This window comes from Variovorax sp. Varisp53 (assembly GCF_059491555.1).
This window is the reverse complement of sequence record NZ_CP168512.1, coordinates 568,006-594,297: the sequence shown is the minus strand read 5'-3', so window position 1 is coordinate 594,297 and position 26,292 is coordinate 568,006. Positions and strand designations below refer to the sequence as shown.

The following is a 26,292-nucleotide window of genomic DNA, read 5'->3' as shown; positions in this document are numbered from 1 at the left end:
GGGAAAACCCTAGGCCCGGGACAGTGTCAGACTCGGCTCCATGAACGACACCGCGCAGCCGCCAGCGGCCACGGACGGCGCCTCGAAGCGCATCGCGCTCACCGTGGCGGCCGCTTTCTTCATGGAGACGCTGGACGCCACCATCATCGTCACCGCGCTGCCGGCCATCGGCGCCGGCTTCGGCATGGGCGCGCTCGACGCGAGCCTGGGTGTCACGGTCTACCTGATCGCGATGGCGGCGCTGGTGCCGGCGGCGGGCTGGTGCGCCGGGCGCTTCGGGGCGCGGCGGGTGTTCGCGCTCGCGGTCGGCACCTTCACCATGGCCTCGCTCGCCTGCGGGCTCGCGCCCACCTTCGAGGTGTTCGTCGCGGCGCGCGTGCTGCAGGGCGCGGCGGCGGCCTTCATGTCGCCGGTGGGGCGGCTCGTGGTGCTGCGCGAGACGCCGAAGCACCGGCTGATCGAGGCCATCGGCACCATCACCTGGCCGGGGCTCATCGCGCCGGTGATCGGGCCGCCACTGGGCGGGCTCATCGCCACGCATGCATCGTGGCGCTGGATCTTCCTGCTGAACGTGCCGCTGGGCCTCGTGGGCCTGTGGCTGATCATGCGGCTGTTTCCGCGCCGCACCGACGCGGCTCCGGCACGCTTCGATGCGGCCGGCTTCGTGCTCACCGCCGTCGCGCTGGCCGCGCTCGTCGAAGGCCTCACGCGACTGGGCGGCCCGCAGCCGGGCTCGCCCGCCACCCTCGGCCTGCTGGCCCTGGGCGCCGTGGCGGCGGCCGCCGCGGTGCGCCATGCGCGGCGGACGGCGGCGCCCCTGCTCGACCTGCGCGCGCTGGCGGTGCCGACCTATGCGCTGGCCACCGCGACGGCCGGTTTCGTCTCGCGTGTCGCGATCAACGCCTCGCCCTTCCTGCTGCCGCTGATGTTCCAGATCGGCTTCGGCATGAACGCGTTCCAGGCCGGCTCCATGCTGCTGGTGTACATGGGCGGCAACCTCGTGATGAAGAGCGCCACCACGGCCGTGCTGAGGCGCTTCGGCTTTCGCAGGGTGCTGACGGTGAACGGCGCGATCTGCGCCGCCACGCTGTTCGGCTGCGGGCTGCTGTCGCCGGGCGACCCGCTGCCGTGGGTGTGCGTGCTGCTCTTCGCGGCGGGTATGGCGCGCTCGATGAACTTCACCGCGGTCAACACGCTGGCCTTTGCCGACGTGCCCGACGAATCGCGCGCCGGCGCGAGCACGCTCGGCACGATGCTGCAGCAGGTGTCGCTCGCGCTCGGCGTGGCGCTGGGCGCGATGGTGCTCGGCGCATCGCAGGCGCTGCGCGGCGCGCCGGCCGTGCAGCTCGCGGACTTCCGCCACGCCTGGTACGTGGTCGGCCTGCTGATGGCCATCGCGACGCTGATGACGCTGCGGCTCGACCGTCAGGCCGGCATGTCGGTTTCGCACAGGCGATGAACGCTACCGCCGTGGCCGTGCCCGATCTTCCATCCACCCTTTCAGGAGAAGTTGTCATGCCATTGCACATCGGCGTGGTCGGTTGCTCGGCCGAAGGCGCCGCGCTCTGCTACCGCACGCTCTGCGTCGAAGGCGCCTCGTACCTTGGCGCGGCCCACGCGCACCCGGAGGTGTCGATGCACACCCACTCGCTCGCCGCGTATGTGGACTGCCTCGACCGCGGCGACCTGGACGGCGTCGCGCAGCTGATGCTGTCCTCGGCGGGCAAGCTGGCGGCGGCCGGTGCGGATTTTCTGGTCTGCCCCGACAACACGATCCACCAGGCGATGCACCTGGTGCTGCCGCGGTCGCCGCTGCCATGGCTGCACATCGCCGAGGTGGTCGCGGCGCAGGCACTGTCGCGGGGCTTTCGCCGCGTGGGCGTGCTGGGCACGCGCTGGCTGGTCGACAGCGAGGTCTACCCGCAGGCGCTGTCGGCCGCCGGGCTGGACGCCGTGCGGCCGGATGCCGGCGAACGCGCCGAGCTCGGCCGCATCATCATGAACGAGCTGGTGTGCGGCGTGTTCCGGCCGGAATCCACGGCCGCGCTGCAGCGGATGATCGAAAACCTGAAGGCGCGCGGCTGCGACGCCGTGGCTCTGGGCTGCACCGAGCTGCCGCTGGTGCTGAACGACGGCAACTCCGCGCTGCCGACGCTCGACTCGACGCGCCTGCTGGCACGCGCGGCGCTGCGGCGCGCGACAGCCGGCTGAGAGGCGCCGCCGCCTACTTGCGCACCTTGTCGATCTCGGCCATCAGCTCCTTCACGGTGGCCTCGCCGACCGAGGCCGAGTACTTGTCGATCACTGGCTTCACCTTCGCGCGCAGCTTCGCCATTTCTTCGGGCGGCAGCTCCGACACGGTCATGCCCGCCTTCTTCAGCGCATCGAGTGCGCTGTCGGCGGCGCCGCGCGAGGCCTGGCGCTGGAACGCGGTCGATTCGGCCGACGCCTCGGTGATGATCTTCTTCTCGTCCGCGCTCATGCCGTCCCAGGTCTTCTTGCTAATCAGCAGCGCCTGCGGGTTGTAGATGTGCCGGGTCTGCGTGATGTACTTCTGCACCTCGGCGAACTTGGACGACAGGATGGTGGTGTTCGGGTTCTCCTGCCCGTCGACCGCCTTCTGGTCGAGCGCCGGGTACAGCTCGGGGAACGGCAGCGGCGTGGCATTGGCGCCCAGCGCGCTGAACAGGTCGATGTAGATCGGCGACTGGATCACGCGGATCTTCAGCCCCGCGATGTCGTCGGCCTTTACGACCGGCCGCTTGCTGTTGGTGAGGTTGCGAAAGCCCAGGTCCCAATAGCCCAGGCCGTGCAGGCCCTTGTCTTCGAGCTTGGCCATCAGCTTCTGGCCGAAGGGCCCGTCGGTGACGGCATCGGCCTCCTTGCCGCTGTTGAACAGAAACGGAAAGTCGTAGGCCGCGAACTCCTTCACCTGCGCCGAGAGAATGCCGGCGTTGAGCACCGTGAGTTCCACCGTGCCGCCCTGCAGCGCCGACACGGTCTGCAGGTCGCCGCCGAGCGCGCCGCCCGCGAACAGCTTGACGGTGATCTTGCCGCCCGACTTGGCGGCCACGAGGTCGGCGAACTTCTGCGCGCCTTGCGCCTGCGGATGGCCGGTCTGGTTCTGGAACGCGAACTTGAGCGTGCGCTCCTTGACCTGCGCGCCGGCGCTGCACACGGCGAGCACCGCAACGGCGGCAACCAGCATTTTTAGAATCGAACGCTTCTTCATGGTGAATATCTCCTTGTAGTTGTCTATCCGTGGAACAGCCTGGCCGGCCCCGTCACCAGCCACGGGAACAGCACCATCAGGAACATGACGGCGAACTCGGCAATCATGAAAGGCACCACGCCGCGCGTGACGTCGTCCATCGATATCTTCCCGACGCCGGCCACCACGTTGAGCACCGTGCCCACCGGCGGTGTCACCAGCCCGATCGAGTTGTTGATGATGAAGAGCACGCCGAAGTACACGGGGTCGATGCCTGCGGCCTTCACGATGGGCATCAGCACGGGCGTGAGAATCAGGATGGTCGGTGTCATGTCCATCGCGGTGCCCACGACCATCACGAGCACCATGATCGCGAACATCAGCAGGATCTGGTTGCCCATGAAGGGCTGCAGCAGGCCGACCACCTTCGACGGCAGGTCGGCCACGGTGATGAGCCATGCGCTCACCATGGCCGCGGCGATCAGGAACATCACGATGGCACTGGTCTTGGCCGCGCCCACGAACACCGCGTAGAGGTCTTTCCAGCTCAGCTCGCGGTAGACCACGATCGACACGAAGAGCGCGTAGGCGGCGGCCACCACGGCCGCCTCGGTCGGCGTGAACACGCCCATGCGCAGTCCCACGAGGATGATCACCGGCAGCATCAGCGCCCACAGCGCCTTGCGGAACGCGGTGAATATCTCGGCGCCCGACTTGCGCGGCGGCGGCACGATCTTCTCGCGGCGCACCAGCCATGCCCAGGTGATCCACAGCGCACCGCCGATCAGGAGACCCGGCACGATGGCCGCAAGGAACAGCTTGGAGATCGACACGTTGGCGGCCACGCCGAAGATCACGAGCCCGATGCTCGGCGGTATCACCGGCCCGATGACGCCGGTTGCCGCGATGAGCCCGCCCGCGCGCGCCTTGTCGTGGCCCGCCTTGACCATCATGGGCAGCAGCAGCGCGGTGAGCGCAGCCGCGTCGGCCACGGCGGAGCCTGAAAGCGCGGAGAGCAGGCAGCCAGCCATGATGGTCACGTAGCCCAGGCCGCCCTTCACGTGGCCAACCACCGCGAGCGCGAAGTCGACGATGCGCTTGGAGAGGCCGCCCACGTTCATGATCTCGCCGGCCAGCATGAAGAAGGGTACGGCCAGCAGCGGAAAGCTGTCTGCGCCGCCGATCACGTTCTGCGCAAGGATCTGCGCGTCGAACAGGTCGAGATGCCACATCAGCGCGACGCCGCTGGCCAACAGGGAGAACGCGATGGGAATGCCCATCGCCATGGCGAGGAGCAGCGAGCCGACGAAGACGAAGATGGTCATTTGCGCGGCCCCTGTTGTGCATCGCCTTGCGAACCGAGGATCTGCTGCAGCTGCACCGCTTCTTCGGACTCCTGCACCATCACGAGATCGCTTTCGGCAATGCGCCCGGTGAGCAGGCGCAGCAGATCGAGCGCGAGGATGAATGCGGCCAGCACCGAGAACACCACGCCCGACAGGTACACCACTGCCATCGATGTGCCGGTGACCGGCGCCGTCACGTCCCAGTTGATGCGCGCCTGCGCCACGCTGCCCTGGAACAGCAGCCACACGATGTAGAGCATCACCGCATGTCCCACCGCGAGGCAGATCTTCTTGCCGATGGGCGGCAGCTTCTGCACCACCATGTCGACGCCCAGGTGGCCGTGCTCCTTCAGCGCGACGACCGCGCCGAGAAAAGTCATCCAGATGAAGAGCCAGCGCGAGACCTCTTCGGACACCGTGATGCCCGAGTTGAAGCCGTAGCGCAGCACCACGTTGCCGAAGACCAGCACGACCATGACCGCGAGCGCGGCCGCGATCACGGCTTCGATGCCGGCGCAGCATCGGTCGATCCATCGATTCATGCGTGTGCTTCCTTCTCAGGCCGACGCGGGCTGCTTCTGCATCTCGACCAGCGCGCGCAGCGCAGCCAGGTACGAGTGCGGACCGAGCCCCTGGACCGTGCCCTTCACGGCCGGCGAGATGATCGAATGCGCGCGCCATGCTTCGCGCGCGGCGATGTTGGACATGTGCACCTCGATGATCGGGAACGGCATCGCCTTGATCGCGTCGTGCAGCGGCACGCCGTGCTGCGTGAGGCCCGCCGGGTTGACCAGCGCGCCCTGGGCATCATCGATATGCGTGTGCAGGAAGTCGACCAGCTCGCCTTCGTGGTTCGACTGGATGATGTCCAGCGCCACGCCGAGCTCGTTGGCGAGCTGCTGCAGCTGCGCGTTGATTTCGGCCAGCGTGGTCTTGCCGTAGATATGGGGTTCGCGGCGGCCGAACAGGTTGAGGTTCGGCCCGTGCAGCACGAGGATCTTCATGGGGGCGCCTTCGGTCGGAGTCTTGCTTACTGCTTGCGGATGCGCGCAAGCTCGTCGGTGTAGAGCTTGACGATGGCGGGGTCGTAGCTCGCGGCAAAGCGCTCGGTGACGGGCCTGGCGACCTGCCGCATGCGCGCCTGTTCGGCGGGTGCGAGTTCGTTGAACTGTGCGCCCTTGGCCTGCAGGTCGCCCACGGCGCGCTGCGCGGCGGCGCGGCTCACCTGGCGCTGGTAGCCGCGCGTTTCGTCGGCGGCCTCGTGCATCATCTTCTGCTCGGCCGGGCTCAGCGAGTCCCAGAACTTCTTGCTGACCAGCACGATGTTGGCCGCGTACACGTGGTTCGTGGCGCTCACGAACTTCTGCACCTCGTAGAACTTGTTCGACAGAATCACCGCGTACGGGTTCTCCTGGCCGTCGACCGCCTTCGCCTCGAGCGCGCCGTACAGCTCGGCGAAGGGCATCGGCACAGGGTTCGCCTTGAAGGCCTTGAAGGTCTCGAGGAACACGGGGTTCGGAATGACGCGGATCTTCAGGCCTTCCAGGTCTTCGGGCTTGGTGATCGGGCGCTTGCTGTTGGTGACGTTGCGAAAGCCCAGGTCCCAGTAGCCCAGCGCCACGAGGCCCTTCTCCGGCAGCTTCGCGATCAGCGCCTGTCCCAGCGGACCGTCGAGCAGCGCGTCGGCCTGCGCGAAGCTGCCCACCGCGAACGGGAAGTCGATGAGGCCGAACTCCTTGACGATGCCCGCCAGCGAGGTGGTGGCCGGCGCCGACATCTGCTGCACGCCGCCCTGCAGCGCCGACTGCTGCTGCATCTCGTTGCCCAGCTGAGAAGCGGGAAACTCCTGCACCTTCATCCTGCCGCCGCTCTTGGCCGCGAGCAGTTCGGCGAAACGCTTCACGCCGAAGCTCACGGGATGGTCGGCGTTGTTGAGGTGGCCGAAGCGGATCACACGGTCCTGCACGCCCTGCGCGAGCGCGGGAACGGCCAGCGCGAGGGTCAGGCCGACGGCGGCCAGCGAGCGATGAAGGGTTCTCAAGATGTATGTCTCCAGCATTGCGAAGGTGCAGCGCGGCGCGATCTTAGGCGGAATGTGGAAAGTATTTCCACTAGTGAAAACGCTTGGCAAAAACGCTAGAGTGCCGCCATGACAGCCATACTCGAACGCAGCTTCAAGGTCCTCGAACACCTGGCCGGCCACCCCGAAGGCCGGGCGCTGTCCACCCTCTCGGCCGAACTGGAAATGCCGCTGAGCGCCACCCATCGCCTGCTGGCCGAGCTGGTGCGCTGCGGCTACGTGCGCCAGGACCAGAGCCACGGCGACTACGTTCTTACGATCAAGCTGGTATCGCTGGGCCTGAGCTTCCTGAGCAACAGCGGCATCGTCGACGTGGCGCAACCGCTGCTCGACCGGCTCGCGGCAGAGTCCGGCGAGCTGGTGCGGCTGGCCGTTGTCGACGGCGACGAACTCACCTTCGTCGCCAAGGCCCAGGGCGCGACGCGCGGCCTGCGCTACGACCCCGACATGGGCCTGTCGGTGAACCTCTCGTGCAGCTCGGCGGGCCACGCCTGGCTTTCGACGATGACGGACGAGCAGGCGCTGCAGCTCGTGGCAAAGCGGGGCTTCGGCAAGCCCGAGGACTACGGCCCCAAGGCGCCGACCACCGTGAAGGCATTGCTCGCATACCTGCGCGCGGCGCGCAAGCGCGGCTTCGCGATGATCAGCGAGGTGTTCGCGCCGGCGATGACGGCCATGGCCGCACCGGTGCGCAGCGGCAACGGCGCGGTGATCGGCGTGATCACCATCGCCGGGCCACTGGTGCGGCTCACGGAAGAACGGATGCTCGAGCTCGGGCCGGTGCTGCTGGCATCGGCCGAGGACGTGGCGCTGGCCAGCGGGGCCTCCGCGTTGTTCAAGCGAAGGGCCTGACCGGACACCCTGCCGACGGCAGGGGACGCAACACTACTGCGGCCTTGCCAAGGTTTCCGCGAGCTCCCACAGCGAGCCCATCTGCCCCGAATGAAACAGCAGAGGCGGCGTGTCGGTGCGCGAGAAGCGATCCACGCGACCGAGGATGATCGTGTGGTCCCCCTCCTGGTGGCGTGAATACGTCGAGCATTCGAATGTCGCGACGCTGCGTGTCAATCGTGCGCATCCGTTGGATGCAAGGGCGAAGGCTTCGCCGAAGCGCTCGAACTTGTCCGCCGCAGGCCTGGCGAAATGCCAGGCCAGGTCGCGCTGTTCGGCGGCCAGCACGCTGAGGTTGAAGGAGCGCGCCGCAAGAAACGCGTCGGCGCTGCGCGTGTCGTCGCGGATGCTCCACAGGATCAGCGGCGGGTCCAGCGACACCGACGAGAAGGAGTTGATCGTCATCCCCTCGCGTTTGCCGTCCGGCGTGGTGGTCGTCACGAGGCACACCCCCGTGGGAAAGGCGCCGAGCGCCTGCCGGAGTTGGCGGGCATCGGCCGTTTCGGCGGCGTCGCCCGTGATCAGAGCCCAGGAGTACATGGCCGGCGCCTCGCTCAGTACTGGCCCTTCGGCTCGAGGCCGAGCAGGTACTGCCCCACCATGGAGGAGACCGCGTCCCAGTTGAGGCTGATGTGGCGCGAGATGGCATTGGCATCGCGCCACATCCGCTGGATCGGCTGGTTCAGCGACAGGCCTGCGCCTCCCACGCTGGCGAACACCGCCTCGACGGCATCGCGCGACAGCCGCGCGGCGAAGGCATGGTCGCGGCGATTGCGGATGCGCTGCTCGACGCTGATGACATGGCCGTCGAGCGCCATCTGCTCCACCTGCGCGGTGTCGCGGTAGAGCAGCAGGCGCGCCGCATCGACGCTTGCCGACGCTTCGGCGAGGCGGGACTGCACAGGGAAGAACTCGCTCAGCCTGCTGCCTGCGCCGGCCACGGCGCCACGTGTGACACGCGAGCCGGCCAGCTCGATCAGCTCGTCGACCGCGCCCTGAGCGGTGCCGAGGATGGGCGACACGAGGCAGACCGGCACCGCCGAGAGAAAGGGAATGCGGTAGATCGGATTCGCATTGACCTTGGCGCCCGGCGGGCAGTTCGAGGAGGCCTCGGCGAACGTGAGCTTGCGGTGCCCGGGGATGAAGGTGGGCTTGTCGATGACGACCGCCTTCGAGCCCGTGCCCGCCTGGCCGGCGACGTGCCAGTTGTCCTCGATCGACCAGTCTGATCGAGGAGCGAGCAGGAAGCCCGCGGTCGGCGGCGCACCTTTTTCCTCGGGCGGAAACTGCACGCCCAGCAAGGCCCACTGGGAGTTGTCCACGTTGGACGCGAAGAGCCACTTGCCTTGCACGAGGTAGCCGCCATCGACCTTCTCGGCCATCGTCGCCGGCGCGTACGAACCGCAGACGATCGCGCCGGGGTCCCTGCGCCACACGTCGTCCTGCGCCTCCTCGGGGAAGGTCGCGACGAGCCACTGGTGGATGGCTCCCAGCGAGCAGCCCCAAGCCGACGAGGTGCAGCCCCGCGCCAGTTCGCTCACCACATCGATGAAGGCGGTGAATCCGTATTCGAAGCCGCCGTAGCGCGCCGGCTGCATCAGCTTGAAGAAGCCCGCATCGTGGAAGGCACGCGTGGTTTCGTCGGACACACGCCGATCCTGCTCGGTGCGCTGCGCCCGGGACCGAAGCATCGGCACCAATTCGCTTGCGGATGCAACTATCGATTCGAGCGGAGGCGCGTCTTTCACCGGCGATTTCCTGCCGGGGGCCGGGAGGTCGACGTGATTGAGTTGGGCAAACGGGTTCGCGGCATCTGTCATGGGGGTCTCCAGGAAGGGTCGGATGGATCTCGGGGTTGGAGCCTTGATTGGAGAAGAAAACATTTGCAAATGCAATCAAATAAACCTAGGTATTAACGCTATGAAGGCGCCCACGATTGTTTGTAAGATCGGCCATGGCAAAGAGAAAACCCTCCTCGACCTCTTCCTCCGAACGGCCCGGTCCGTCGGCGGAATTGGTTCGTGAATTGAATGCATTTACAGATAAATCGCCTCAACACGACCTGGAGCGCGCAATCCCCTACCTGCTTGCGCGTGCAGGAACAAGAATGGGGCAATCGTTCAGCAGGGAGCTCAAGCAGTTCAACCTCTCGCTGACCGAGTGGCGGGTGTGCGTCGCGCTGCACCACGCGGCGCATCAGCGGCTGTCCGACCTGGCGCTGCACACCTCGACGGAGCCCTCCACGCTTTCGCGGGTGGTCGACGGGCTGCTGCAGCGCGGCATCCTGGTGCGCGACCGGTCGGACGAAGACGCCCGAGCGCTCGCCCTGAGCCTGACCGACGCGGGGCGCGACCTCGCGCTGCGGATCATTCCCCTGGCACAGCTCTACGAGCGGGTGTCGTTGTCAGGGCTGAGCTTCGCGCAGGCCGAGTCGCTGAGGGACATGCTTCGCATGGTCTACGACAACCTGGAAGTGCTCGACAACGAGTGATGCCGCGGTGAACATCAACACCATCGATCTGAACCTCTTCCTGGCGTTCCAGGCGATCTACGCCACGCGCAGCGTCACGCTGGCGGGCGAGCGCCTCGGCATGACCCAGTCGGCGATGAGCAATGCCCTGAAGCGCCTGCGCGAGCGCTTCAACGACGCGCTGTTCGTGCGCTCGACCGACGGCATGGTCCCGACGCCGGTCGCCGAGCGGCTCATCACCCCGATCGAGGAAGGGCTCGCCTGCCTGATGCAGGCGGTCGATCAAGGCAGGACCTTCGAGGCGCAGACATCAGGCCGCACGTTCCGGATCGCCGTCAACGACATCGGGCAGCTGGTCATGATGTCGGAGCTGCTCCTGGTCGCGCGCGGCATTGCGCCCGGGGTGCGATTCGAAACCGTCGATGTGCCCATTGCCGAGGCGCGCCAGCGCATGCTCCACGGGCAGATCGACATCGCCCTGGGCAGCTGGGAGCCCATAGGGCCGTCGTTCTATCAGCAGCGGCTGTTCGACGAGACCTTCGTCGTGCTCACGTCCAGAGCCTCGCCCCTGGGCGGGCGCGACAGCATCGGTCTCGACGAGTACCTTGCGGCCGAACACATCGCATACCGCCCCCATGGAACGACCGACTTTCAATTGCAGCAGACGCTGGAACGAGCCGGCGCGCTCGATCGACGGCGCGTGATCCTGACGGCCGCCCATTCACTGGGCCTGTCGTCGATCGTCGCCTCGTCGGGACTGCTGCTGACGGCACCGGCGCGCCTCGCCCAGGCGATGGTGGCGTCGCGCACGGACCTGCACATCGTCAATGCGCCGTTCGAGGTCGTGCCCTTCGAGATCCGGCAGCAGTGGCACGAGCGATTTCACCAGGACAGCGGCAATCGCTGGCTGCGCGAGCTGATATTCGGCCTGTTCCACGAGCGCTCGCAGCGGCATCAGGGCGCCGGCAAGCAGGCGTAGTCGACCTGATGGCGCTCGGTGCGGATGCTGCCGAGTTCGCGCTTCACGCGAAGGTGCTCGGGATGGGTTGCATAGTCTTCGAGGCTGCGCGCATCGCGAAAGCGCGTGCAGAGCACCACGTCGCAGGCGTAGTCGATGCGGCTCGTATCGATCCCGACTTCCAGCTCCAGGAGCCCCGGGATGCGGCCGCGCAGCCCTTCGAACGCATCGCGCACCGCGATGCAGTTCGCGCTTCGTTCCGCGGCCGAGGCACCGGCGACGCGCCACATGACGATGTGCTTGATTTCCATGTCTTCAGTCCCGCGGCGCCTTGTTCAGCACGAAGTCGTGGTCGAGTGTGTAAAAGGGTTCGTCCATGCGCGTTCCGTCCGGCGCGACGCCGGGCTCATGGCGCTTCCAGTCGGCGATGAGCGAAGAGCGCACGCCGAACACGGCATCGGAATCCAGGTACGCGCCGCCCGAGCGGAATACGTGGGTGATGAGCGTCTCGTACCCCGGCGCCTGGATCATGAAGTGCAGGTGGGCAGGACGCCAGGGATGGCGGCCGAGGTGCTCCAGCAGCTGCCCCACGGGGCCGTCGTGGGGGATGGGATACGGCACGGCCACGATGGACCTGAAATCGAAGCGGCCGTCCTCGCGCGTGCTGAGCTGGCCACGGCCTTGGGCACTGCCCAGTTCGGGGCGCTGGACGTCGTAGAAGCCTTCGTCGTCGGACTGCCAGACGTCGATCCGCGCATCGGCGATGCGCTCGCCCTGGATGCCCCGCACGCTGCCCCGCACGAGGCAGGGCATGCCGTGCGCGCCGTTGGAGATGTCGTCGCCGTTCTGGTACTTCGGCGCGTCGGGAACATAGAAGGGACCGAAGACGGTCGCCTCGGTGCAGCCCGTCGGACGCCGGTTGCACTGCGCGGTAACGAGCGTCGAAAGCCCGAGCACATCCGACAGCAGGATGAACTCCTGGCGCTTGTCGTCGGTGATCCTGCCGACGCGCGTGAGGAAGTCGATGCCATGGGACCACTCGGCTTCGGTGAGCTGTACCTCGCGTGCGAAATCGTGCAGATGGCGCACAAGGCTGTCCATCACCGTCTTCAGGCGCGCGTCGGCGGTTCCGCCCTGCGCCTTCAGCGTTGCGCTGGTGATGGTCCATTCGTCGATGTCGATCATCTGGTCTTCTCGCCGCGCCGGCACCTCAGGATTGCTTCAGCTTGAACAGCGACAGTGCGTTCGTGCGGCCGATCTTCAGCCTGTCGGCTTCGCTGATGCTCGTATCGTTGAACCAGTTCGACGCGTGGTCCACGTTCTCGAAGGGCCAGTCGGTCGAGAACAGGATCCGGTCCGAGCCGACTTCCAGCATCGCGTCGATCAGCGTCTGGGTGCGGAAGTTGCCGGACGTCGTGAGATAGAAGTTCTCGTGGAAGTACTCGCACAGCTTGCGCTTGGCGGGATAGCCTTTGGGCGCCTTGACCCAGGCATTGCGGTGGTCGACCCGCCACATGTTGTACGGGAGTCCTTCGCCGAGATGGCCAAGAATGATCTTCAGGCCGGGATGCCGGTCGAAGAGGCCGCTGGCCATGAGGCGCAGGGCATGGACGGCGGTTTCCTGTGCAAAGGCCCACGTGGGCCCGAGCAGCCAGGGGTGGCCTTCGTAGATCTGGGCCCAGCTCGCGAGCGGGTTGCGCGGATGCAGATAGAACGGCGCATCGAGCCGCTCCGCCGCGGCCCAGAAGGACGCGTACTGCGGCGCGTCGTAGTAGACGGCGTTGTCGGGCGTGCCGACCTGCGAGAACCCGTTGACCAGCGCGCCACGGAAACCAAGCACGGTCATGCAGCGCTCGAGCTCCTCGGTCGCCTTGTCGGGGTCCTGCATCGGCAAGGCGGCGAATGCCTGGAAGCGGTCGGGCCGCTTCGCGACCTGCTCCGCCAGGAAATCGTTGGCGCGGACAGAGAGTTCATAGGCCTTGACCGGATCGGGAACCGCCTGAACGGCAGGCGCGTTGAGCGAAAGAATCATCATCTCCATGCCGTTTTCATCCATCTGGCGCAAGCGCCCTTCATGAATGTCGATGAGACGGCTGCTGAGTTCCTTCCAGTAATCCCCAGGCACGAAGCCGGCCGAGTCCTGCAGCGTCTCGGGAAGCGCAAAGTGTTCCTCGAGGCCGATCTTTCCTTGCATGGCTGTTTCCTTTTTTGCGGGCACGGTCCGCAGGTGTTGATTCGCGGCAGCGCCAACAGCGGCGCTTGCCTTGCAGGTCAATTTACGAAAGCCTCGTTGCAGCGTCGAACGAAATTCGGTGATGGCGCACATCTGGATTTCGCATGAAGGGCAGCTTGTGGGTAGACCCGCCCCAACATTTCCAGGCTTCATAGAGAACATCCTGAAAATGCGTTGGACCTTCGCGCGCCCGCAATCCACCATGCGAACGCCGTCAACGTTCGCCCGCCGACAAGGCGCTGACGCACCCTTTTTCCATCAACTCGGAGACACGAGTCATGCGTCAGATCGACCTTCACAAGCTGGCCGACGAAACCCGCTTCAACCGCTTCCACGGCCTCGTGCTGTTCTGGTGCGCCCTGATCATCGTGTTCGATGGCTACGACCTCTCCGTGGTCGGCATCGCGCTGCCTTCGATCATGGCCAACATGGGCGTCCAGCCCACCAACGCCGGATTCATGGTCAGCTCGGCACTCTTCGGCATGATGTTCGGCGCCATCTTTCTCGGCACCATCGCCGACAGGATCGGCCGTCGATGGGCGATCGTCATCTGCGTGGGCCTGTTCAGCGTGTTCACCGCAGCAGCCGGGTTCGCCAAGGACCCCGTCACCTTCGGCGTGGTCCGCTTCCTCGCGGGGCTGGGCATCGGCGGGGTCATGCCGAACGTCGTTGCGCAGATGACCGAATACTCGCCGAAGAAGTTGCGCGCAACCCTCGTCACGCTGATGTTCAGCGGCTATGCCGTCGGCGGGATCATCGCCGCGCTGCTCGGCAAGGGCCTGATCGAAACCTACGGCTGGCAGTCGGTGTTCTTCGCGGCGGGCATGCCGCTGGTTCTGATCCCCTTCATCCTGAAGTACATGCCGGAATCGATGCCGTTCCTGCTGGCCCGGGGACGAACCGAAGAGCTGAAGAAGATCGCCTCCAGGCTCGACCCGGACTACAAGCCGCTGGCAACCGACCGCTTCGTCGTGCCGCCCGCCGACCGGGCGGCCGGCGCACCGATCAGGCACCTCTTCCAGGAGGGCCGCGGCTTCAGCACCGTCATGTTCTGGCTTGCATTCTTCATGTGCCTTTTCATGGTGTTCGCGCTGAGTTCATGGCTGACGAAGCTCATGGCCGGTGCGGGCTACAGCCTCGGTTCGGCATTGACGTTCGTGCTGGTGCTCAACGCGGGCGCAATGGTCGGCGCAATCGGCGGCGGCTGGCTCGCGGACCGCTTCCACATCAAGTACGTGCTGGCAGGCATGTATGCGCTGGCCGCGATTTCGCTCACGCTGCTTGGCTACAAGATGCCGACGCCGGTGCTGTTCGTCCTCATCGGCCTGGCCGGTGCGTCGACCATCGGCACGCAGATCGTGGCCAACGCATACACCGGCCAGTTCTATCCGATGGCAGTGCGCGCCACGGGTCTCGGGTGGGCACTGGGAATCGGGCGCAGCGGCGCGATCCTGGCTCCCATCCTGATCGGCGTGCTCGTGGGCATGAACCTGCCGCTGCAGCAGAACTTCATGGCGATCGCGATTCCGGCCGTGATCGGCATGGTTGCGGTTCTTCTGATCAATCACGGCCGGTCCGCGTCTGCGCAGATGGTCGATGCCGACCGGCCTCGAGCCGAGCCGGGGAACGACGGCCAGCAATTGGTCGGTTCGTGAGCGACAAGGCGATCTGCTCCTGCACCTTTTCCGGGCGGCCTGACAAGGCCGCTTTTTTCATGGTGCGGTCATTGTCCAAAAACGGGCACCGCCGGCGCCATACCTGAAAATTCGCGTGTTCGCTCGATTCCGCACGACACTTCACAAGGAAAGTGTGCAAAATTCCCATCCGTGATCGGCCGCAGCGCCGCCGATCGGATACTCGGCTATTTCAATCTCCGCTCTCTTCCATCCATGCGCGCTGAAAGCGGTCTCCTCGAGGCACGAAGTGGCCTCCCCCAGCGGGCGGCAGGGCCCATGCCCAAAGACATGCTGGGATGCACGCTCGGTCATCTCCAGAAAGACCAGGCACTCTCGGCCAACGGCTTGCGGATCTACCGCAAGACCGTGAACGCCAATGAGCTCCACTACGTGGAAACAGAGCCAAGCGCACGCGGAGTGCTGCTCGGCGTCTCGTTGCGCGACGGTCACCGCAGGCGAATCCTCCATGAGCACCATGCGTCGTGCCATGACTTCGGCAAGGGCTCGATCTATGTCCGTGATTTTTGCGACCGCTACCGCGCGGACATGCAAAGCGGCTTCGACTTCGTGCTGCTCGAGATCTCGCATCCGGCCCTGGAACGCGCCATCGACGAAAAGCAGGGGCCCCGCGTCGGCGGCCTCGTCGATGTTGCGGGCGCCAGGGACGACGTGCTCGCCCACCTCGCGAGCGCGCTGACCCCTGCGCTCGAACGCCCTGCCGAAGTCAGCCAGCTGTTCATCGACCAGATCGGCGTCGCGATGACGAGCTACCTGGTCGACAACTACGGCCGCGGAGCCACGGCAACCCGGTCCCGGACGAACCGGCTGCTTTCGCGTTCGCACGAGGCGCGGGTCAAGGAGATGCTGCGCAGCAAGATGAATGGCGACATCTCGATTGCAGAGATCGCCGACGCCTGCAACCTGTCGCGCAGCTATTTCATCCACGCCTTTCGCGAAACCACCGGGCAGACGCCGCACCAATGGCTGATTGCGCAGCGGATCGAACGTGCGCAAGCGCTGCTGATGGACTTCGAACGACCGCTGGTGGAGGTTGCGACGGCCTGCGGCTTCGCGGACCAGAGCCACTTCACACGCGTCTTTTCCCAGTACACCGGCAAGCCGCCAGGCGCCTGGCGCAGAGAGATCCGAATCGGCATGTGAAAAGATCCGGGTGCGCACGCCGATACGGATTGCGTCCGAATATGCAAAGCCGCGTCCAACCCTGCAAGACGGCGCGCGCCGCCGCGCGCACCATGGGCTCCCCATCGAAGGAACCACCATGAAACCCTCCCTGCCGCAGCTCATGAGCCTCAACGGCGGCTTCGTCGACACCGCCGGCTTCCTCGCGCTGCATGGCCTGTTCACCGCGCACGTCACCGGCAACTTCGTCACCATCGGCGCGGCGCTGGTGCATGGCACCTCGGGCACGATCACCAAGCTGCTTGCGCTGCCGGTGTTCTGCATCGTGGTCGTGCTCGCACGGTTGTTGAGCTATGGCCTTCCCGGCCTCGGCCTGCCGGTGCTGCGCACGATGCTGGTGCTCAAGGCCGCACTGCTGCTGGCGGGCGGCATCCTGGCCATCCGCTTCGGCCCCTTCGCCGATGGCGACAGCGCAAGCGCGATGCTCACGGGCCTGGTGCTGGTGTCGGCCATGGCGATCCAGAACGCGGTGCACCGCATCCACCTGGGCAGCGCACCGCCGACCACGCTGATGACCGGCACGACGACGCAGGTCATGGTCGATCTCGCCGACCTGATGCGCGGCAAGCAGGCGCCCGAAGAAGCGGCCGCCGCCCGCGCGCGCATGCGGCGCATGTCGGCCGCGGTGGTCTGGTTCGCCGCCGGCTGCGCGGCGGCGGCGCTCATCTACCTGCAGTGGAACGTATGGTGCTTTGCCGTGCCGCCGGTGCTGGCCGCCTGCGCCGTGGTGCTCCAGCGCAGCACGCACGAGGGCGATCCTGCACCGGTGTCAGCCGCGTCAGCTGCGCCTCACCTGTAGAGCCAGCGCGCCATCAGGCGCGTGTACCTCGGCATCACGAGGTACACCATCAGCCCGACGATGGTCGCCGCGGCCAACAAGTGCGCCAGCCAGTAGGCGGACAGCACGGGCACCGAGGCCAGCAGCCGGTGCAGCACCGCCGGCACCAGCATGGTCAGCGGATAGATCACCGACAGCGTCAACAGGAACTGCTTGTAGCGCTTGGCCGGAGGCTGCCCTGCGGGCGGATGGAACCAGAACTCGAGCCCGCTGCGCGTTTCCACCTTCTCGTCGGCGTCAAGGAACGGCGCCACCTCTTCCACCAGCTGGCGGCGCGCGACGGAGGCGAACCAGTCCTGCGCATGCGCGAGCGAATCGAAGCGGATGGCGATGGTGTACTGCAGGCCGCCGCCGGCGGGATGGATGATGTTGACGCCGCGGTGCCCGGGAAAGCGCGAGGCGATCGGCACCACCTTCTTCAGCCATTGCTCGTAGGCGGCCACGGACTCGCGCTTCACCGTCTGCTGGATGACGGCGGTGACGGTTTCGGCACCCGGCAGCACGCGCCCGGCAATCTCGTCCAGCGTGGCGGTGCGCAACCCGGGTTGGCGGTCGTCGGCGGTCATGCGCGGTGCCTTTCTCAGAGGCCGATCAGCTTGCGGCCTTCGTCGGCCAGCAGGTCGTGCGTCTCGGGGTGCGACCGCATGTAGGCGTTGAACACGGGGCATTGCGGCACCACGCGCAGCCCGCGCTCGCGCGCCGAAGCGAGGCCGGCCAGCACCAGCTGCTTCGCGATGCCCTGGCCTTGCAGGGCTTCGGGCACCAGCGTGTGGATGAAGGTGATGACGTTGCCTTCGAGCGAATAGATTGCGACGGCACGCTCACCCTGAGCCTCGTATTCGAAGCGGTGCTTTGCGGGGTTGTCGCGGACCTGGATGGAAGAAGGAGGAGTGGTCATAAGAAATTCTTGAATGTGCCGGGCGCGCACGAAGCACCGCCCCGGCAAGTGGCTACAAGCGCCCTGCCGGGGCGGTGGCGGCATCAGCCCTTGATGAAAGCCAGCAGGTCGGCGTTCACCTGGTCGGCATGCGTGTTGCAGGTGGCGTGCGGCGCGCCGGCGTACGCCTTGAACTGGCTGCCCTTGATCATCTCGGCCGCCAGCTTGCCCGTGGCCTCGATGGGCACGACCTGGTCGTCGTCGCCATGGATCACGAGCGTGGGCACGTCGATCTTCGCCATGTCGGGGCGGAAGTCGGTTTCGGAGAAGGCCGTCACGCAGTCGATGGTGGCCTTGATGGAGGCCTGCAGCGCGATCTGCAGCGTCTGCTTGAACACGCCCTGCGACACCTTGGCGCCCGGGCGGTTGGTGCCGTAGAACAGCGTGCTGAAGTCGTCCAGGAACTGCGGGCGGTCGGCGGCCAGGCCGGCGCGGATGCTGGCGAACAGCGACGCATCGGGGCCCCCGGGGTGGTCGGCCGTCTTCATGAACAGCGGCGTCACGGCGCTGATGAGCGCGAGCTTGGCGACGCGCGAGCTGCCCTTGCGCGCGATGTAGCGCGTGACGTCGCCGCCGCCCATGGAGAAGCCCGCGAGGATCACGTTCTTCAGGTCGAGCTTCTCGATCAGCTCGGCGATGTCGTCGGCGAAGGTGTCGTAGTCGTAGCCGGTCCAGGGCTGGCTCGAACGGCCGAAGCCGCGGCGGTCGAACGCGATCGCGCGGTAGCCGCGTTCGGCGAAGAACAGCATCTGCGCGTCCCACATGTCGGCGCTCAGGGGCCAGCCGTGGCTGAACAGGATGGGCTGGCCCGAGCCCCAGTCCTTGTAGTAGAGCTCGGTGCCGTCGCGCAGGGTGAGTGTGGTCATGGTCTTCCTTTTCGGAATGGTGTGAAGGGGAAAAAGAATGCAGGAAGGCGGGTGCGCTCAGCCTTGGCGCACGGACTCGAACAGGAACCACGTGCGCTGCTCGGCCTCGTCGATCCAGTTCTCCAGCACGCTGGCCGTGGCCACGTCGCCGTACTCGTCGCACACCGTGTGCGTGGCACGCATGAAGCCGGCCAGGCGCTGGTTGTCCTCGCGCAGCTCGGCCAGCATGTCGATGGGGGTCACGAAGTCGGCATCGTTGTCCGACAGGCGCTGCAGGCGGGCAGCGTGGCCGGTGGAGCGCAGCGTGGTGCCGCCCACCTTGCGCACGCGCTCGGCAATGGGGTCGACCGTGGCGAAGATCTGGTCAGCCTGCTCATCCAGCAGCAGGTGGTAGTCGCGGAACGACGGGCCCGACATGTGCCAGTGGAAGTTCTTCGTCTTGAAGTACAGCGCGAACACATCGGCCAGCAGCACGTTGAGCGCCGCGGAAATGTCGCGCGTGGCGTCGGCGCCCAGGTCGCTCGGGGTGTGCAGCGATGCGACGCGGCGCGCCTTGGTGCTGCTGGCCAGGGCCTTGACGGCCTTGGTAGATTTTGAAGTAGCCATGTGTTTCCTTGGTTCGCCCGGGTTGTCGGCCAAATGCCGTCTGTCGTCAAAGAGAAAGAAAGTGATGCACCGCGGGCTTGTCCGGCCCGATGTGAAAGCGCACGGCCTCGCTCTGCAAGTCGGCGTCGGCGTGCGACACGCGGTGATGCTGGCGCAGGTGCTCGGCCCACGACTCGACGAGGAACCACTCCATCACGCGCTCGGTGTCGCCGGTGTGCTCGGTCACGCCCCATGCGTAGGCCCCATCGCGGCGGCGCTCCAGCGAGAGGCGCTTCATCGCGTCGAGGAAGGCCGGGCGGTCTTCCTTGCGGATGCGGTACTCGACCTGGATCATCACCGGGCCACGGTCGTGCGCAATGGGCTCGGCCACCAGCGGTTCGGGCCAATGGTTGGAAGCCTGCAGGTCCGACTCGCCCTTGGGCAGCCGCGCACGGTGGAACAGCACGGCCACGATCACCAGGCCGATGGCGCCGGCCACCAGCGTGTAGGGCACGCCAATTTCCTGTGCAACCAGGCCCCAGCCGAGGCTGCCGGCCGCCATGGCGCCGTTGAACACGGTGAGGTACACCGCCAGCCCGCGGCCGCGCACCCAGTTCGGCAGGATGGCCTGCGCCACGCCGTTGAGCGTGGTCAGCGCAATGATCCAGCCCAGACCCAGCAGCAACAGCAGCACGATGGCCAGCCACTTCGGCGGTGCGAACACGAGCGCGCCCATCACGGCGGCGGTAATCACCGAGGCCAGCAGCACGAGGCCGTCGGCATCGAGCCGCTGGCGCAGCCGCGGCATGACCAGCGCACCGGCAATGGCGCCCGCGCCGACGGCGCCCAGCAGCACGCCGTAGAAACCGGCGGTGCCGCCCAGCATCTGGCGCGCCACCAGCGGCAGCAGCGCCCACACCGAACTCGCGAACAGGAAGAACACGGCCGCGCGCAACAGCACGCGGTGCAGTTCCTTGCTGGCGCGCGTGTAGCGCAGGCCGGCACGGAAGGCGCCCAGGAAGTTCTCCGACAGGCCGCTGTCGACCGCGGCCGGGCGCTTCCACCAGATCAGCGCGGCAATGACGAACACGTAGCTCAGCACGTCGGCGCCGTAGGTCAGGGCCGCACCGAAGCTCGCGAGGATCAGGCCGCCCGCCGCAGGGCCGATGGAACGCGCGATGTTGATGCCCAGCGAGTTCAGCGCCACCGCGCTCTTCAGGTCGGATCTGGGCACCAGCTCCGGCACGATCGACTGCCAGGTCGGCCCCATCAGCGCCGCGCCGATGCCGCCGACGAAGGTCAGCGCAATCAGGTACTCGACGGTGAGTGCGCCTGTGTGCGAAAGCACCAGCAACGTACTGCTCACGCTGGCCAGCACCAGCTGCACGAAGATCAGGAAGCGCCGGCGGTCGAGGATGTCCGACAGCACGCCCGCCGGAATTGCGAGCAGGAAGATCGGCAGCGTGGCCGCGGTCTGGATCAGCGCCACGGCCGTCGGGCTGGCCGACAGGTCGGTCACCAGCCACGAACTCGCCACGTCGCGCATGAAGCTGCCAATGTTGCCGAGCACGGTGGCGGTCCACAGCACGGCGAAGACGGGCTGGCGCAGCGGCGCGAAGCTGCCACCGCCACCACCGGCTGGCTGCGCGGCTTTGACGGCCTCAGTCATTCTTGCGTCCCTGCAGGTCGTGCCAGGCCACCAGCAGGAAGCCGCCAACCAGTCCAAGGTGTTCGAAGAACGAGTTGGCGGCCATGAAGCGTTCCTGGCCCACCGGCATCTGCCAGAAGCGCAGCGCCACGAAGGTGGCGAACAGCGTGAACGCGGCCAGCGCCACGGCGCCCAGCCAACGGTAGAAGCCCGTGAGGATGAGCGCCGAGGCGCCCAGCTCCAGCACGATGACGGCGGCCGCCATCGGTGCCGCGGGTGACACGCCGAAGTGGTTCATCTCGGCGACGGCCGAGCCGAAGTCCATCGCCTTGTTGAAGCCGCCCTGCAGGTAGGCCGCGCACAGCAGCAGCAGCGCGATCCAGCGCAGCACAGGTGAAGGTTGCCAATGCATCGTCTTCATCACACCGCCCAGCAGGCGCAGCCCAGCGCGCCCCAGAAGCTCTTCAGGTCGGCAATGGGCAGCTTGCTGCTCCAGGCCGTGGCGTGCTGGTGGCCGTGCACGTTGCAGTCGTTGGCGCAGGCGCAATCCGCCGCCATGCGGCGGATCGTCTGCTGCAAGGGGCGCCCTTCCTTGTCGCCCCAGCCCGCGTAGCCACCGAAGGTGCGCGCGGGCGACCAGTCGGGCATGGCCGGCGGCGGCGTGCCTTCGTCCAGCGGCGCGAACGGACCGGCGCCGTAGACCACCTTGCCGCCCACCATCGTCAGCAGCGCGGTGGTGCCGGCGATGTCCGATTCGGCGCAGGCGAAGAAGTCGCGGTCGGGCACCACCAGGTCGGCCAGCTGGCCGGCCTCGATGCGACCCTTCTTGCCGACCTCGTTGGAGAACCAGGTGACCTTCTCGGTCCACATGCGCAGCGCCGTCTCGCGGTCGATGCAGTTGCGCTGCGGCGTGAGCTGCATGCCGCCCACGGTCTTGCCGGTGACGAGCCACGACAGCGACACCCATGGGTTGTACGACGCGACGCGCGTGGCGTCGGTGCCGGCGGACACGTTCACGCCTTTCTCGAGCATGCGCTTCACGGGCGGCGTGGCCTCGGCCGCGCCGGCACCGTAGCGCTCGACGAAGTACTCGCCCTGGTAGGCCATGCGGTGCTGCACGGCAATGCCGCCGCCGAGCGCCGCGATGCGGTCGATCGACTTCTCGGAGATGGTCTCGCAGTGGTCGAAGAACCAGTTCAGGCCAGCCAGCGGCGTGTCGCGGTTGACCTTCTCGAACACGTCGAGCGCGCGGTCGATGGTTTCGTCGTAGGTGGCATGCAGGCGCCAGGGCCAGCGGTTCTGCGCGAGCACGCGCACCACTTCTTCCAGCTCGCCTTCCATTTCGGGCGCCATGTCGGGGCGCGGCTGGCGGAAGTCCTCGAAATCGGCGGCCGAGAACACGAGCATTTCGCCCGCGCCGTTGTGGCGGAAGTAGTCGTCGCCCTGCTTGTATTTGGAGGTGGAGGTCCAGTTCAGGAAGTCCTGCTTTTCCTGCTTGGGCTTCTGCGTGAACAGGTTGTAGGCCAGGCGGATGGTGAGCTGGCCGGCATCGGCCAGCTGCTGGATCACCTGGTAGTCCTCGGGGTAGTTCTGGAAGCCGCCGCCCGCGTCGATGGCGCCGGTGACGCCCAGGCGGTTGAGCTCGCGCATGAAGTGGCGCGTGGAGTTCACCTGGTAGTCGAACGGCAGCTTCGGGCCCTTGGCCAGCGTGGCATACAGGATGGACGCGTTGGGCTTGGCCAGCAGCAGGCCCGTCGGGTTGCCGGCGCTGTCGCGCACGATCTCGCCGCCGGGCGGTGCGGGTGTGTCCTTGGTGTAGCCCACGGCGCGCATGGCGGCGCCGTTGAGCAGCGCGCGGTCGTACAGGTGCAGGATGAACACCGGCGTGTCAGGCGCCACGGCGTTGAGTTCGGCGATGGTCGGCAGGCGCTTTTCGGCGAACTGGTGCTCGGTGAAGCCGCCCACCACGCGCACCCACTGGGGCGCCGGCGTGATGGCGACCTGGCGCTTGAGCATGCCCATGGCATCGGCCAGGCTGCGCACGCCGTCCCAGCGCAGCTCGAGGTTGTAGTTGAGCCCGCCGCGAATGATGTGCAGGTGGTTGTCGATCAGCCCCGGCAGCACACGCTTGCCCTGCAGGTCGACCACGCGCGTGCCGGTGCCGGCCAGCGGCAGCACGTCTTCGCTGCGGCCCACGCGCAGGAAGCGGCCGTCCTTGATGGCCACGGCGCTGGCCTCGGGGTTGGCGCGGTCCAGCGTGGTGAAGCGGCCGTTGTGGAGGATCAGGTCGGGGGCGGAGGAACTGGCCATGTCAGACTTCCTTTGGGCATGAGAGGGGGTCATTGCCGTGCCGGCAATGGCGGCACCGAGTGTGCCCAGGCACAGGCGGCGGCGTTGTTCGTCGAACAGATCGCTCATGACTCTTTGTGTGTGGTCGGTACGGCGGCGGCTGTGGCAGCGGGCTCGGCCTTCGCGCGTTGCGGCAACTCGCCGAACACATGCGGCGCGACCTGGTGCTGCAGCCACGAGGTGGCCGCGGTATCGGGCTTGATCACGCTCTTGATGAGCGGCGGGATCTGCTCGCCGAGCAGGATCCCGAGAAGCCCCACCAGGGCGATGACCGGCGGGGCCGGCGAGCGCACCTGGAACAGTGCGTAGATCACGCCGACCAGCAGGCCGAGCGCGAGCGACAGGACGTAGGGCTTCATCTTCGTGCTCACCGCGGGATTCAGCCTTCGTGCGCGCCGAACATGGTCTTGGCGTAGGTCACGCCCAGGCCGTAGGCGCCGCCGAACTTCTTGGCGATGCCGGTGGTCAGCTCGTAGGTGTCGGTGCGGGCCCAGTCGCGTTGCAGCTCGAGCAGGTATTGCAGCGAGGTCATGGGCTGCGCGCCGGCCTGCACCATGCGGTCCATCGCGCGGTTGTGCGCCTCGGCAGACACGTCGCCGCAGGCGTCGGCGATCACGAACACCTCGAAGCCCTGGTCCAGCGCCGACAGTGCCGGGCCGACGATGCACACGCCGGTCCACAGGCCGGACAGCACGATGCGCTTCTTGCCGATCTCGTTGACGCGGTCGATCACGGCCGCGTCTTCCCAGGTGTTCATCGAGGTGCGGTCGAGCATCTTCTGGCCCGGGAAGGCGTCGGTGATCTCGCTGAACATCGGGCCCGAAAAACTCTTCTCGGCCACCGTCGTGAGGATGGTCGACACACCGAAGCCTGCGGCCGCGTTGGCCACCAGCGCAGCGTTGTTGCGCAAATTGACCGCGTCGATCGAGTGCGTGGCGAAGGCCATCTGCGACTGGAAGTCGATCATGACCAGCGTGTGGTCCTTGGGGGTGAGCAGCTTGGCGCCGGCGGTGGGGGTGGCTTTGATGGACATGAAATAACTCCGTGAATGGGATGGGACGAGAGATCGGTGAGAGAAAAAAGCTGGGGTTAACCCGTGAAGCAATCCTCGTTGGGAGCGAGGGTGCGTGTCTTGTCGATTAATGAGGCGGTTTGGACATTTGCCGTCGCCTGGCTCAGAACGCGGGCAGCTCGTTGGGGCGAAGGTCGAACACCAGCACCTCGGCGCCCTCGCCCTGGGTCAGGTCGAGCTGGCGCACGTCGCGCAGCCGCACACCGTCGCCCTCGTTCAAGCGCTGGCCGTTGAGCGCCACGCTGCCGCGGGCCACATGGACATAGGCATAGCGGTCGGCATCGAGCGTGAGCGAGGCCTGCTCGGCGCCGTCGAACAACCCGGCGTAGACGCGGGCGTCCTGGTGCACCGCGAGCGAGCCGTCGGTGCCTTCGGGCGAAATGATCAGGCGCAGGCGGCCGCGTTTTTCTTCCTGCGCGAAGTGCACCTGCTGGTAGCGCGGTGCCACGCCCTTCTTGGCCGGCACGATCCAGATCTGCAGGAAGTGCAGCGCCTCGGTGGCCGACGAGTTGAACTCGCTGTGGCGCACGCCGGTGCCGGCGCTCATCATCTGCACGTCGCCGGGGCGGATGACCGAGCCGGTGCCCATCGAGTCCTTGTGCTCGAGCGCGCCGTCGAGCACGTACGAGAAGATCTCCATGTCGCGGTGCGGATGGGTGCCGAAGCCGCGGCCGGGGGTCACGCGGTCGTCATTGATCACCAGCAGGTCAGAGAAGCCTTCCTGCTTCGGGTCGTGGTAGTGGCCGAACGAAAAGGTGTGGCGGGACTTCAGCCATCCGAAGTCTGCGATTCCGCGGTCGCCGGCACTGCGAATTTCCAACATGGTTCATTCCTTTGCGGTTCTTGAATTCGATTGAATTCATAATTGGCATCGGAGGAGTTTCCGAGGCATGGGATGAATCATCGATCTTCAAGAAGGTCTTGTTGACGAACATTTTTGCCATCTATCATCGAATTTTTCGATCATTGATCCGGGCGCCATTTTTTGAAGGAAACGCCGCATGCTCAAGCTCAGCCTGGAAGCCATCGAGGTGGTCGATGCGATCGACCGCCACGGCTCCTTCGCCGCCGCCGCCACGCGCCTGAACAAGGTGCCTTCCACCATCTCGTACGCCGTGGGCAAGCTGGAGGAGCAACTGGGCATGCAGCTGTTCGAGCGCAACGGGCCGCGCATCGCGCTCACGGACGCGGGCCGCGAGATGCTCAGGGAGGGGCGCTGGCTGCTCGGCGCGGCGAGCGACCTCGAATCGCGCATGCGCCAGATCGCCACCGGCTTCGAGTCGGAGCTGCGGCTCGTGCACGACTCGCTCATTCCCACGCAGTCGCTCATCGACGACGTCCGCGCCTTCGAAGAGCTGCGCTGCGGCACACGGCTGCGCATCGGCTGCGAGGCGCTCACCGGCAGCTGGGAGGCGCTGCGCGAGGGCCGCGCCGACGTGGTCATTGCCGCAGGCGAAGGTCCGGCGGGCGGTGGCTACCAGGCCGTGATGGTGGGCAGTCTCGATTTCGCCTTCTGCGTCGCCCCTACGCATGCGCTGGCGCGTGTGATGCGCCCGGTGCAGCGAGGCGACCTGCTGGAGCACAACGCCATCGTGGTGAGCGACAGCGCGCGTACCTTGTCGGACCGCACCGTGGGCCTGCTGGCGGGCCAGCCGCGCATCGCGGTGCCTTCGATGGCCGCGAAGGTCGCGTGCCAGGTGGCCGGGCTCGGCCACGGCTTCCTGCCGCGCGCCTGCGTCGAGGGCGAGCTGGCGCGCGGCACGCTGATCGAATTGCAGACCGAGGAGCCGCGCGCGCCGGAGGCGTTCTGGCTGGGGTGGAAGACGGGTGCCACGGGGCAGGCGCTGCAGTGGTGGGTGAAGCAGCTGAATCGGCCGTTGGTGCCGGCCCTGTTGCCACGCTCGGCGTGATGCCGTGAGCCGCCGCCGGAAG

General features: G+C 66.8%; 29 protein-coding genes. 9 read left to right on the top strand and 20 right to left on the bottom strand.

Translation table 11 applies throughout. The annotated features are described in order from the left end of the window. Nucleotides 1–40 precede the first annotated feature (40 nt). Both ACEOAB_RS02640 and ACEOAB_RS02635 read left to right on the top strand, forming a co-directional pair. The gene (locus ACEOAB_RS02640; RefSeq protein WP_495653437.1) at nucleotides 41–1,459 is read left to right on the top strand and encodes an MFS transporter; all 1,419 of its coding nucleotides are present in this window, start codon (nucleotides 41–43) and stop codon (nucleotides 1,457–1,459) included. A 56-nt stretch (nucleotides 1,460–1,515) separates the two neighbouring features. After that, the gene (locus ACEOAB_RS02635) at nucleotides 1,516–2,211 is read left to right on the top strand and encodes an aspartate/glutamate racemase family protein (RefSeq protein ID WP_413747855.1); all 696 of its coding nucleotides are present in this window, start codon (nucleotides 1,516–1,518) and stop codon (nucleotides 2,209–2,211) included. Nucleotides 2,212–2,224: 13 nt separating this feature from the next. On the opposite strand, the gene ACEOAB_RS02630 is transcribed toward ACEOAB_RS02635, so the two are convergent. The 5 genes from ACEOAB_RS02630 to ACEOAB_RS02610 are packed head-to-tail and all read right to left on the bottom strand — an operon-like array spanning nucleotide 2,225 to nucleotide 6,598. After that, nucleotides 2,225–3,232 carry a TRAP transporter substrate-binding protein gene (locus tag ACEOAB_RS02630; RefSeq protein WP_056597658.1) on the bottom strand — a complete coding sequence of 336 codons (1,008 nt, stop codon included), beginning with the start codon at nucleotides 3,230–3,232 and terminating at the stop codon, nucleotides 2,225–2,227. Nucleotides 3,233–3,255: 23 nt separating this feature from the next. Further along, nucleotides 3,256–4,536, bottom strand: a complete 1,281-nt coding sequence (locus ACEOAB_RS02625) for a TRAP transporter large permease (protein WP_413747825.1) — start codon at nucleotides 4,534–4,536, stop codon at nucleotides 3,256–3,258. Further along, entirely contained in the window at nucleotides 4,533–5,099 is a 567-nt protein-coding gene (locus ACEOAB_RS02620) for a TRAP transporter small permease (protein ID WP_413747826.1), read from the bottom strand. Before ACEOAB_RS02620 ends, ACEOAB_RS02625 begins: the two co-directional genes overlap by 4 nt. 15 nt (nucleotides 5,100–5,114) lie before the next feature. Then, complete coding sequence (locus ACEOAB_RS02615; RefSeq protein WP_056512998.1) at nucleotides 5,115–5,561, bottom strand: type II 3-dehydroquinate dehydratase; 447 nt, start codon at nucleotides 5,559–5,561, stop codon at nucleotides 5,115–5,117. Between the two features lie 26 nt (nucleotides 5,562–5,587). After that, on the bottom strand, nucleotides 5,588–6,598 hold the full coding sequence (locus ACEOAB_RS02610; protein WP_413747827.1) for a TRAP transporter substrate-binding protein: 1,011 nt from the start codon (nucleotides 6,596–6,598) through the stop codon (nucleotides 5,588–5,590). A gap of 108 nt (nucleotides 6,599–6,706) precedes the next feature. Here ACEOAB_RS02610 and ACEOAB_RS02605 point away from each other — a divergent pair, with 108 nt between their 5' ends. Then, entirely contained in the window at nucleotides 6,707–7,489 is a 783-nt protein-coding gene (locus tag ACEOAB_RS02605; RefSeq protein WP_413747828.1) for an IclR family transcriptional regulator, read from the top strand. Nucleotides 7,490–7,522: 33 nt separating this feature from the next. Here ACEOAB_RS02605 and ACEOAB_RS02600 read toward each other — a convergent pair whose 3' ends face one another. Together ACEOAB_RS02600 and ACEOAB_RS02595 are read right to left on the bottom strand one after the other, a co-directional pair. Continuing rightward, entirely contained in the window at nucleotides 7,523–8,068 is a 546-nt protein-coding gene (locus ACEOAB_RS02600; protein WP_413747829.1) for a flavin reductase family protein, read from the bottom strand. 14 nt (nucleotides 8,069–8,082) lie between these two features. Then, on the bottom strand, nucleotides 8,083–9,348 hold the full coding sequence (locus ACEOAB_RS02595) for an acyl-CoA dehydrogenase family protein (protein WP_413747830.1): 1,266 nt from the start codon (nucleotides 9,346–9,348) through the stop codon (nucleotides 8,083–8,085). 287 nt (nucleotides 9,349–9,635) lie between these two features. Between ACEOAB_RS02595 and ACEOAB_RS02590 the strand changes: the two genes are divergently transcribed. Together ACEOAB_RS02590 and ACEOAB_RS02585 are read left to right on the top strand one after the other, a co-directional pair. Then, nucleotides 9,636–10,019, top strand: coding sequence for a MarR family winged helix-turn-helix transcriptional regulator (locus tag ACEOAB_RS02590; RefSeq protein ID WP_007831124.1), 384 nt, complete (start codon nucleotides 9,636–9,638; stop codon nucleotides 10,017–10,019). A 7-nt stretch (nucleotides 10,020–10,026) separates the two neighbouring features. Further along, nucleotides 10,027–10,977 carry a LysR family transcriptional regulator gene (locus ACEOAB_RS02585; protein WP_413747831.1) on the top strand — a complete coding sequence of 317 codons (951 nt, stop codon included), beginning with the start codon at nucleotides 10,027–10,029 and terminating at the stop codon, nucleotides 10,975–10,977. Here the strand turns inward: ACEOAB_RS02585 and ACEOAB_RS02580 are convergent. The 3 genes from ACEOAB_RS02580 to ACEOAB_RS02570 are packed head-to-tail and all read right to left on the bottom strand — an operon-like array spanning nucleotide 10,953 to nucleotide 13,150. Continuing rightward, nucleotides 10,953–11,267: a Dabb family protein gene (locus ACEOAB_RS02580; RefSeq protein WP_056597674.1), complete on the bottom strand. Its 315-nt coding sequence runs from the start codon at nucleotides 11,265–11,267 to the stop codon at nucleotides 10,953–10,955. The genes ACEOAB_RS02585 and ACEOAB_RS02580 overlap by 25 nt on opposite strands. Nucleotides 11,268–11,271: 4 nt before the next feature. Beyond that, nucleotides 11,272–12,141, bottom strand: a complete 870-nt coding sequence (locus ACEOAB_RS02575; protein WP_413747856.1) for an intradiol ring-cleavage dioxygenase — start codon at nucleotides 12,139–12,141, stop codon at nucleotides 11,272–11,274. A 25-nt stretch (nucleotides 12,142–12,166) separates the two neighbouring features. Continuing rightward, nucleotides 12,167–13,150: an amidohydrolase family protein gene (locus tag ACEOAB_RS02570; RefSeq protein WP_056597677.1), complete on the bottom strand. Its 984-nt coding sequence runs from the start codon at nucleotides 13,148–13,150 to the stop codon at nucleotides 12,167–12,169. A 317-nt stretch (nucleotides 13,151–13,467) separates the two neighbouring features. On the opposite strand from ACEOAB_RS02570, the gene ACEOAB_RS02565 reads away from it, so the two are divergent. The 3 genes from ACEOAB_RS02565 (at nucleotide 13,468) to ACEOAB_RS02555 (ending at nucleotide 16,864) form a co-directional block, all read left to right on the top strand. Next, nucleotides 13,468–14,844 carry an MFS transporter gene (locus ACEOAB_RS02565; protein ID WP_056597678.1) on the top strand — a complete coding sequence of 459 codons (1,377 nt, stop codon included), beginning with the start codon at nucleotides 13,468–13,470 and terminating at the stop codon, nucleotides 14,842–14,844. A 297-nt stretch (nucleotides 14,845–15,141) separates the two neighbouring features. After that, a complete protein-coding gene (locus ACEOAB_RS02560) occupies nucleotides 15,142–16,026 on the top strand; it encodes a helix-turn-helix domain-containing protein (RefSeq protein WP_495653436.1) in 885 nt (294 codons plus the stop codon). A 118-nt stretch (nucleotides 16,027–16,144) separates the two neighbouring features. Further along, nucleotides 16,145–16,864, top strand: coding sequence for a DUF1275 family protein (locus ACEOAB_RS02555; protein WP_413747833.1), 720 nt, complete (start codon nucleotides 16,145–16,147; stop codon nucleotides 16,862–16,864). Here the strand turns inward: ACEOAB_RS02555 and ACEOAB_RS02550 are convergent. From ACEOAB_RS02550 to ACEOAB_RS02505, 10 genes are all read right to left on the bottom strand, one after another. Beyond that, nucleotides 16,855–17,469 (bottom strand): antibiotic biosynthesis monooxygenase, encoded by a 615-nt coding sequence (locus ACEOAB_RS02550; protein ID WP_056597684.1) that lies wholly within the window; start codon nucleotides 17,467–17,469, stop codon nucleotides 16,855–16,857. The genes ACEOAB_RS02555 and ACEOAB_RS02550 overlap by 10 nt on opposite strands. Nucleotides 17,470–17,483: 14 nt before the next feature. Next, on the bottom strand, nucleotides 17,484–17,801 hold the full coding sequence (locus ACEOAB_RS02545) for a GNAT family N-acetyltransferase (protein ID WP_413747834.1): 318 nt from the start codon (nucleotides 17,799–17,801) through the stop codon (nucleotides 17,484–17,486). Between the two features lie 83 nt (nucleotides 17,802–17,884). Further along, entirely contained in the window at nucleotides 17,885–18,706 is an 822-nt protein-coding gene (locus ACEOAB_RS02540; protein WP_413747835.1) for an alpha/beta fold hydrolase, read from the bottom strand. A gap of 57 nt (nucleotides 18,707–18,763) precedes the next feature. Continuing rightward, on the bottom strand, nucleotides 18,764–19,312 hold the full coding sequence (locus ACEOAB_RS02535) for a Dps family protein (protein ID WP_413747836.1): 549 nt from the start codon (nucleotides 19,310–19,312) through the stop codon (nucleotides 18,764–18,766). A 46-nt stretch (nucleotides 19,313–19,358) separates the two neighbouring features. After that, a complete protein-coding gene (locus tag ACEOAB_RS02530) occupies nucleotides 19,359–20,960 on the bottom strand; it encodes an MFS transporter (protein ID WP_413747837.1) in 1,602 nt (533 codons plus the stop codon). Beyond that, nucleotides 20,953–21,360 carry a DoxX family protein gene (locus tag ACEOAB_RS02525; RefSeq protein WP_413747838.1) on the bottom strand — a complete coding sequence of 136 codons (408 nt, stop codon included), beginning with the start codon at nucleotides 21,358–21,360 and terminating at the stop codon, nucleotides 20,953–20,955. The genes ACEOAB_RS02530 and ACEOAB_RS02525 overlap by 8 nt, the downstream gene beginning before the upstream one ends. Then, the gene (locus ACEOAB_RS02520; protein WP_413747839.1) at nucleotides 21,360–23,249 is read right to left on the bottom strand and encodes an amidohydrolase; all 1,890 of its coding nucleotides are present in this window, start codon (nucleotides 23,247–23,249) and stop codon (nucleotides 21,360–21,362) included. The genes ACEOAB_RS02525 and ACEOAB_RS02520 overlap by 1 nt, the downstream gene beginning before the upstream one ends. Before the next feature lie 104 nt (nucleotides 23,250–23,353). Continuing rightward, entirely contained in the window at nucleotides 23,354–23,647 is a 294-nt protein-coding gene (locus ACEOAB_RS02515; protein WP_413747857.1) for a DUF1427 family protein, read from the bottom strand. Nucleotides 23,648–23,667: 20 nt separating this feature from the next. Next, on the bottom strand, nucleotides 23,668–24,321 hold the full coding sequence (locus ACEOAB_RS02510) for a hydrolase (protein ID WP_413747840.1): 654 nt from the start codon (nucleotides 24,319–24,321) through the stop codon (nucleotides 23,668–23,670). 142 nt (nucleotides 24,322–24,463) lie between these two features. Further along, a complete protein-coding gene (locus tag ACEOAB_RS02505) occupies nucleotides 24,464–25,183 on the bottom strand; it encodes a pirin family protein (protein ID WP_413747841.1) in 720 nt (239 codons plus the stop codon). A 178-nt stretch (nucleotides 25,184–25,361) separates the two neighbouring features. On the opposite strand from ACEOAB_RS02505, the gene ACEOAB_RS02500 reads away from it, so the two are divergent. Next, nucleotides 25,362–26,270, top strand: a complete 909-nt coding sequence (locus tag ACEOAB_RS02500) for a LysR family transcriptional regulator (protein WP_413747842.1) — start codon at nucleotides 25,362–25,364, stop codon at nucleotides 26,268–26,270. Nucleotides 26,271–26,292 lie beyond the last annotated feature (22 nt).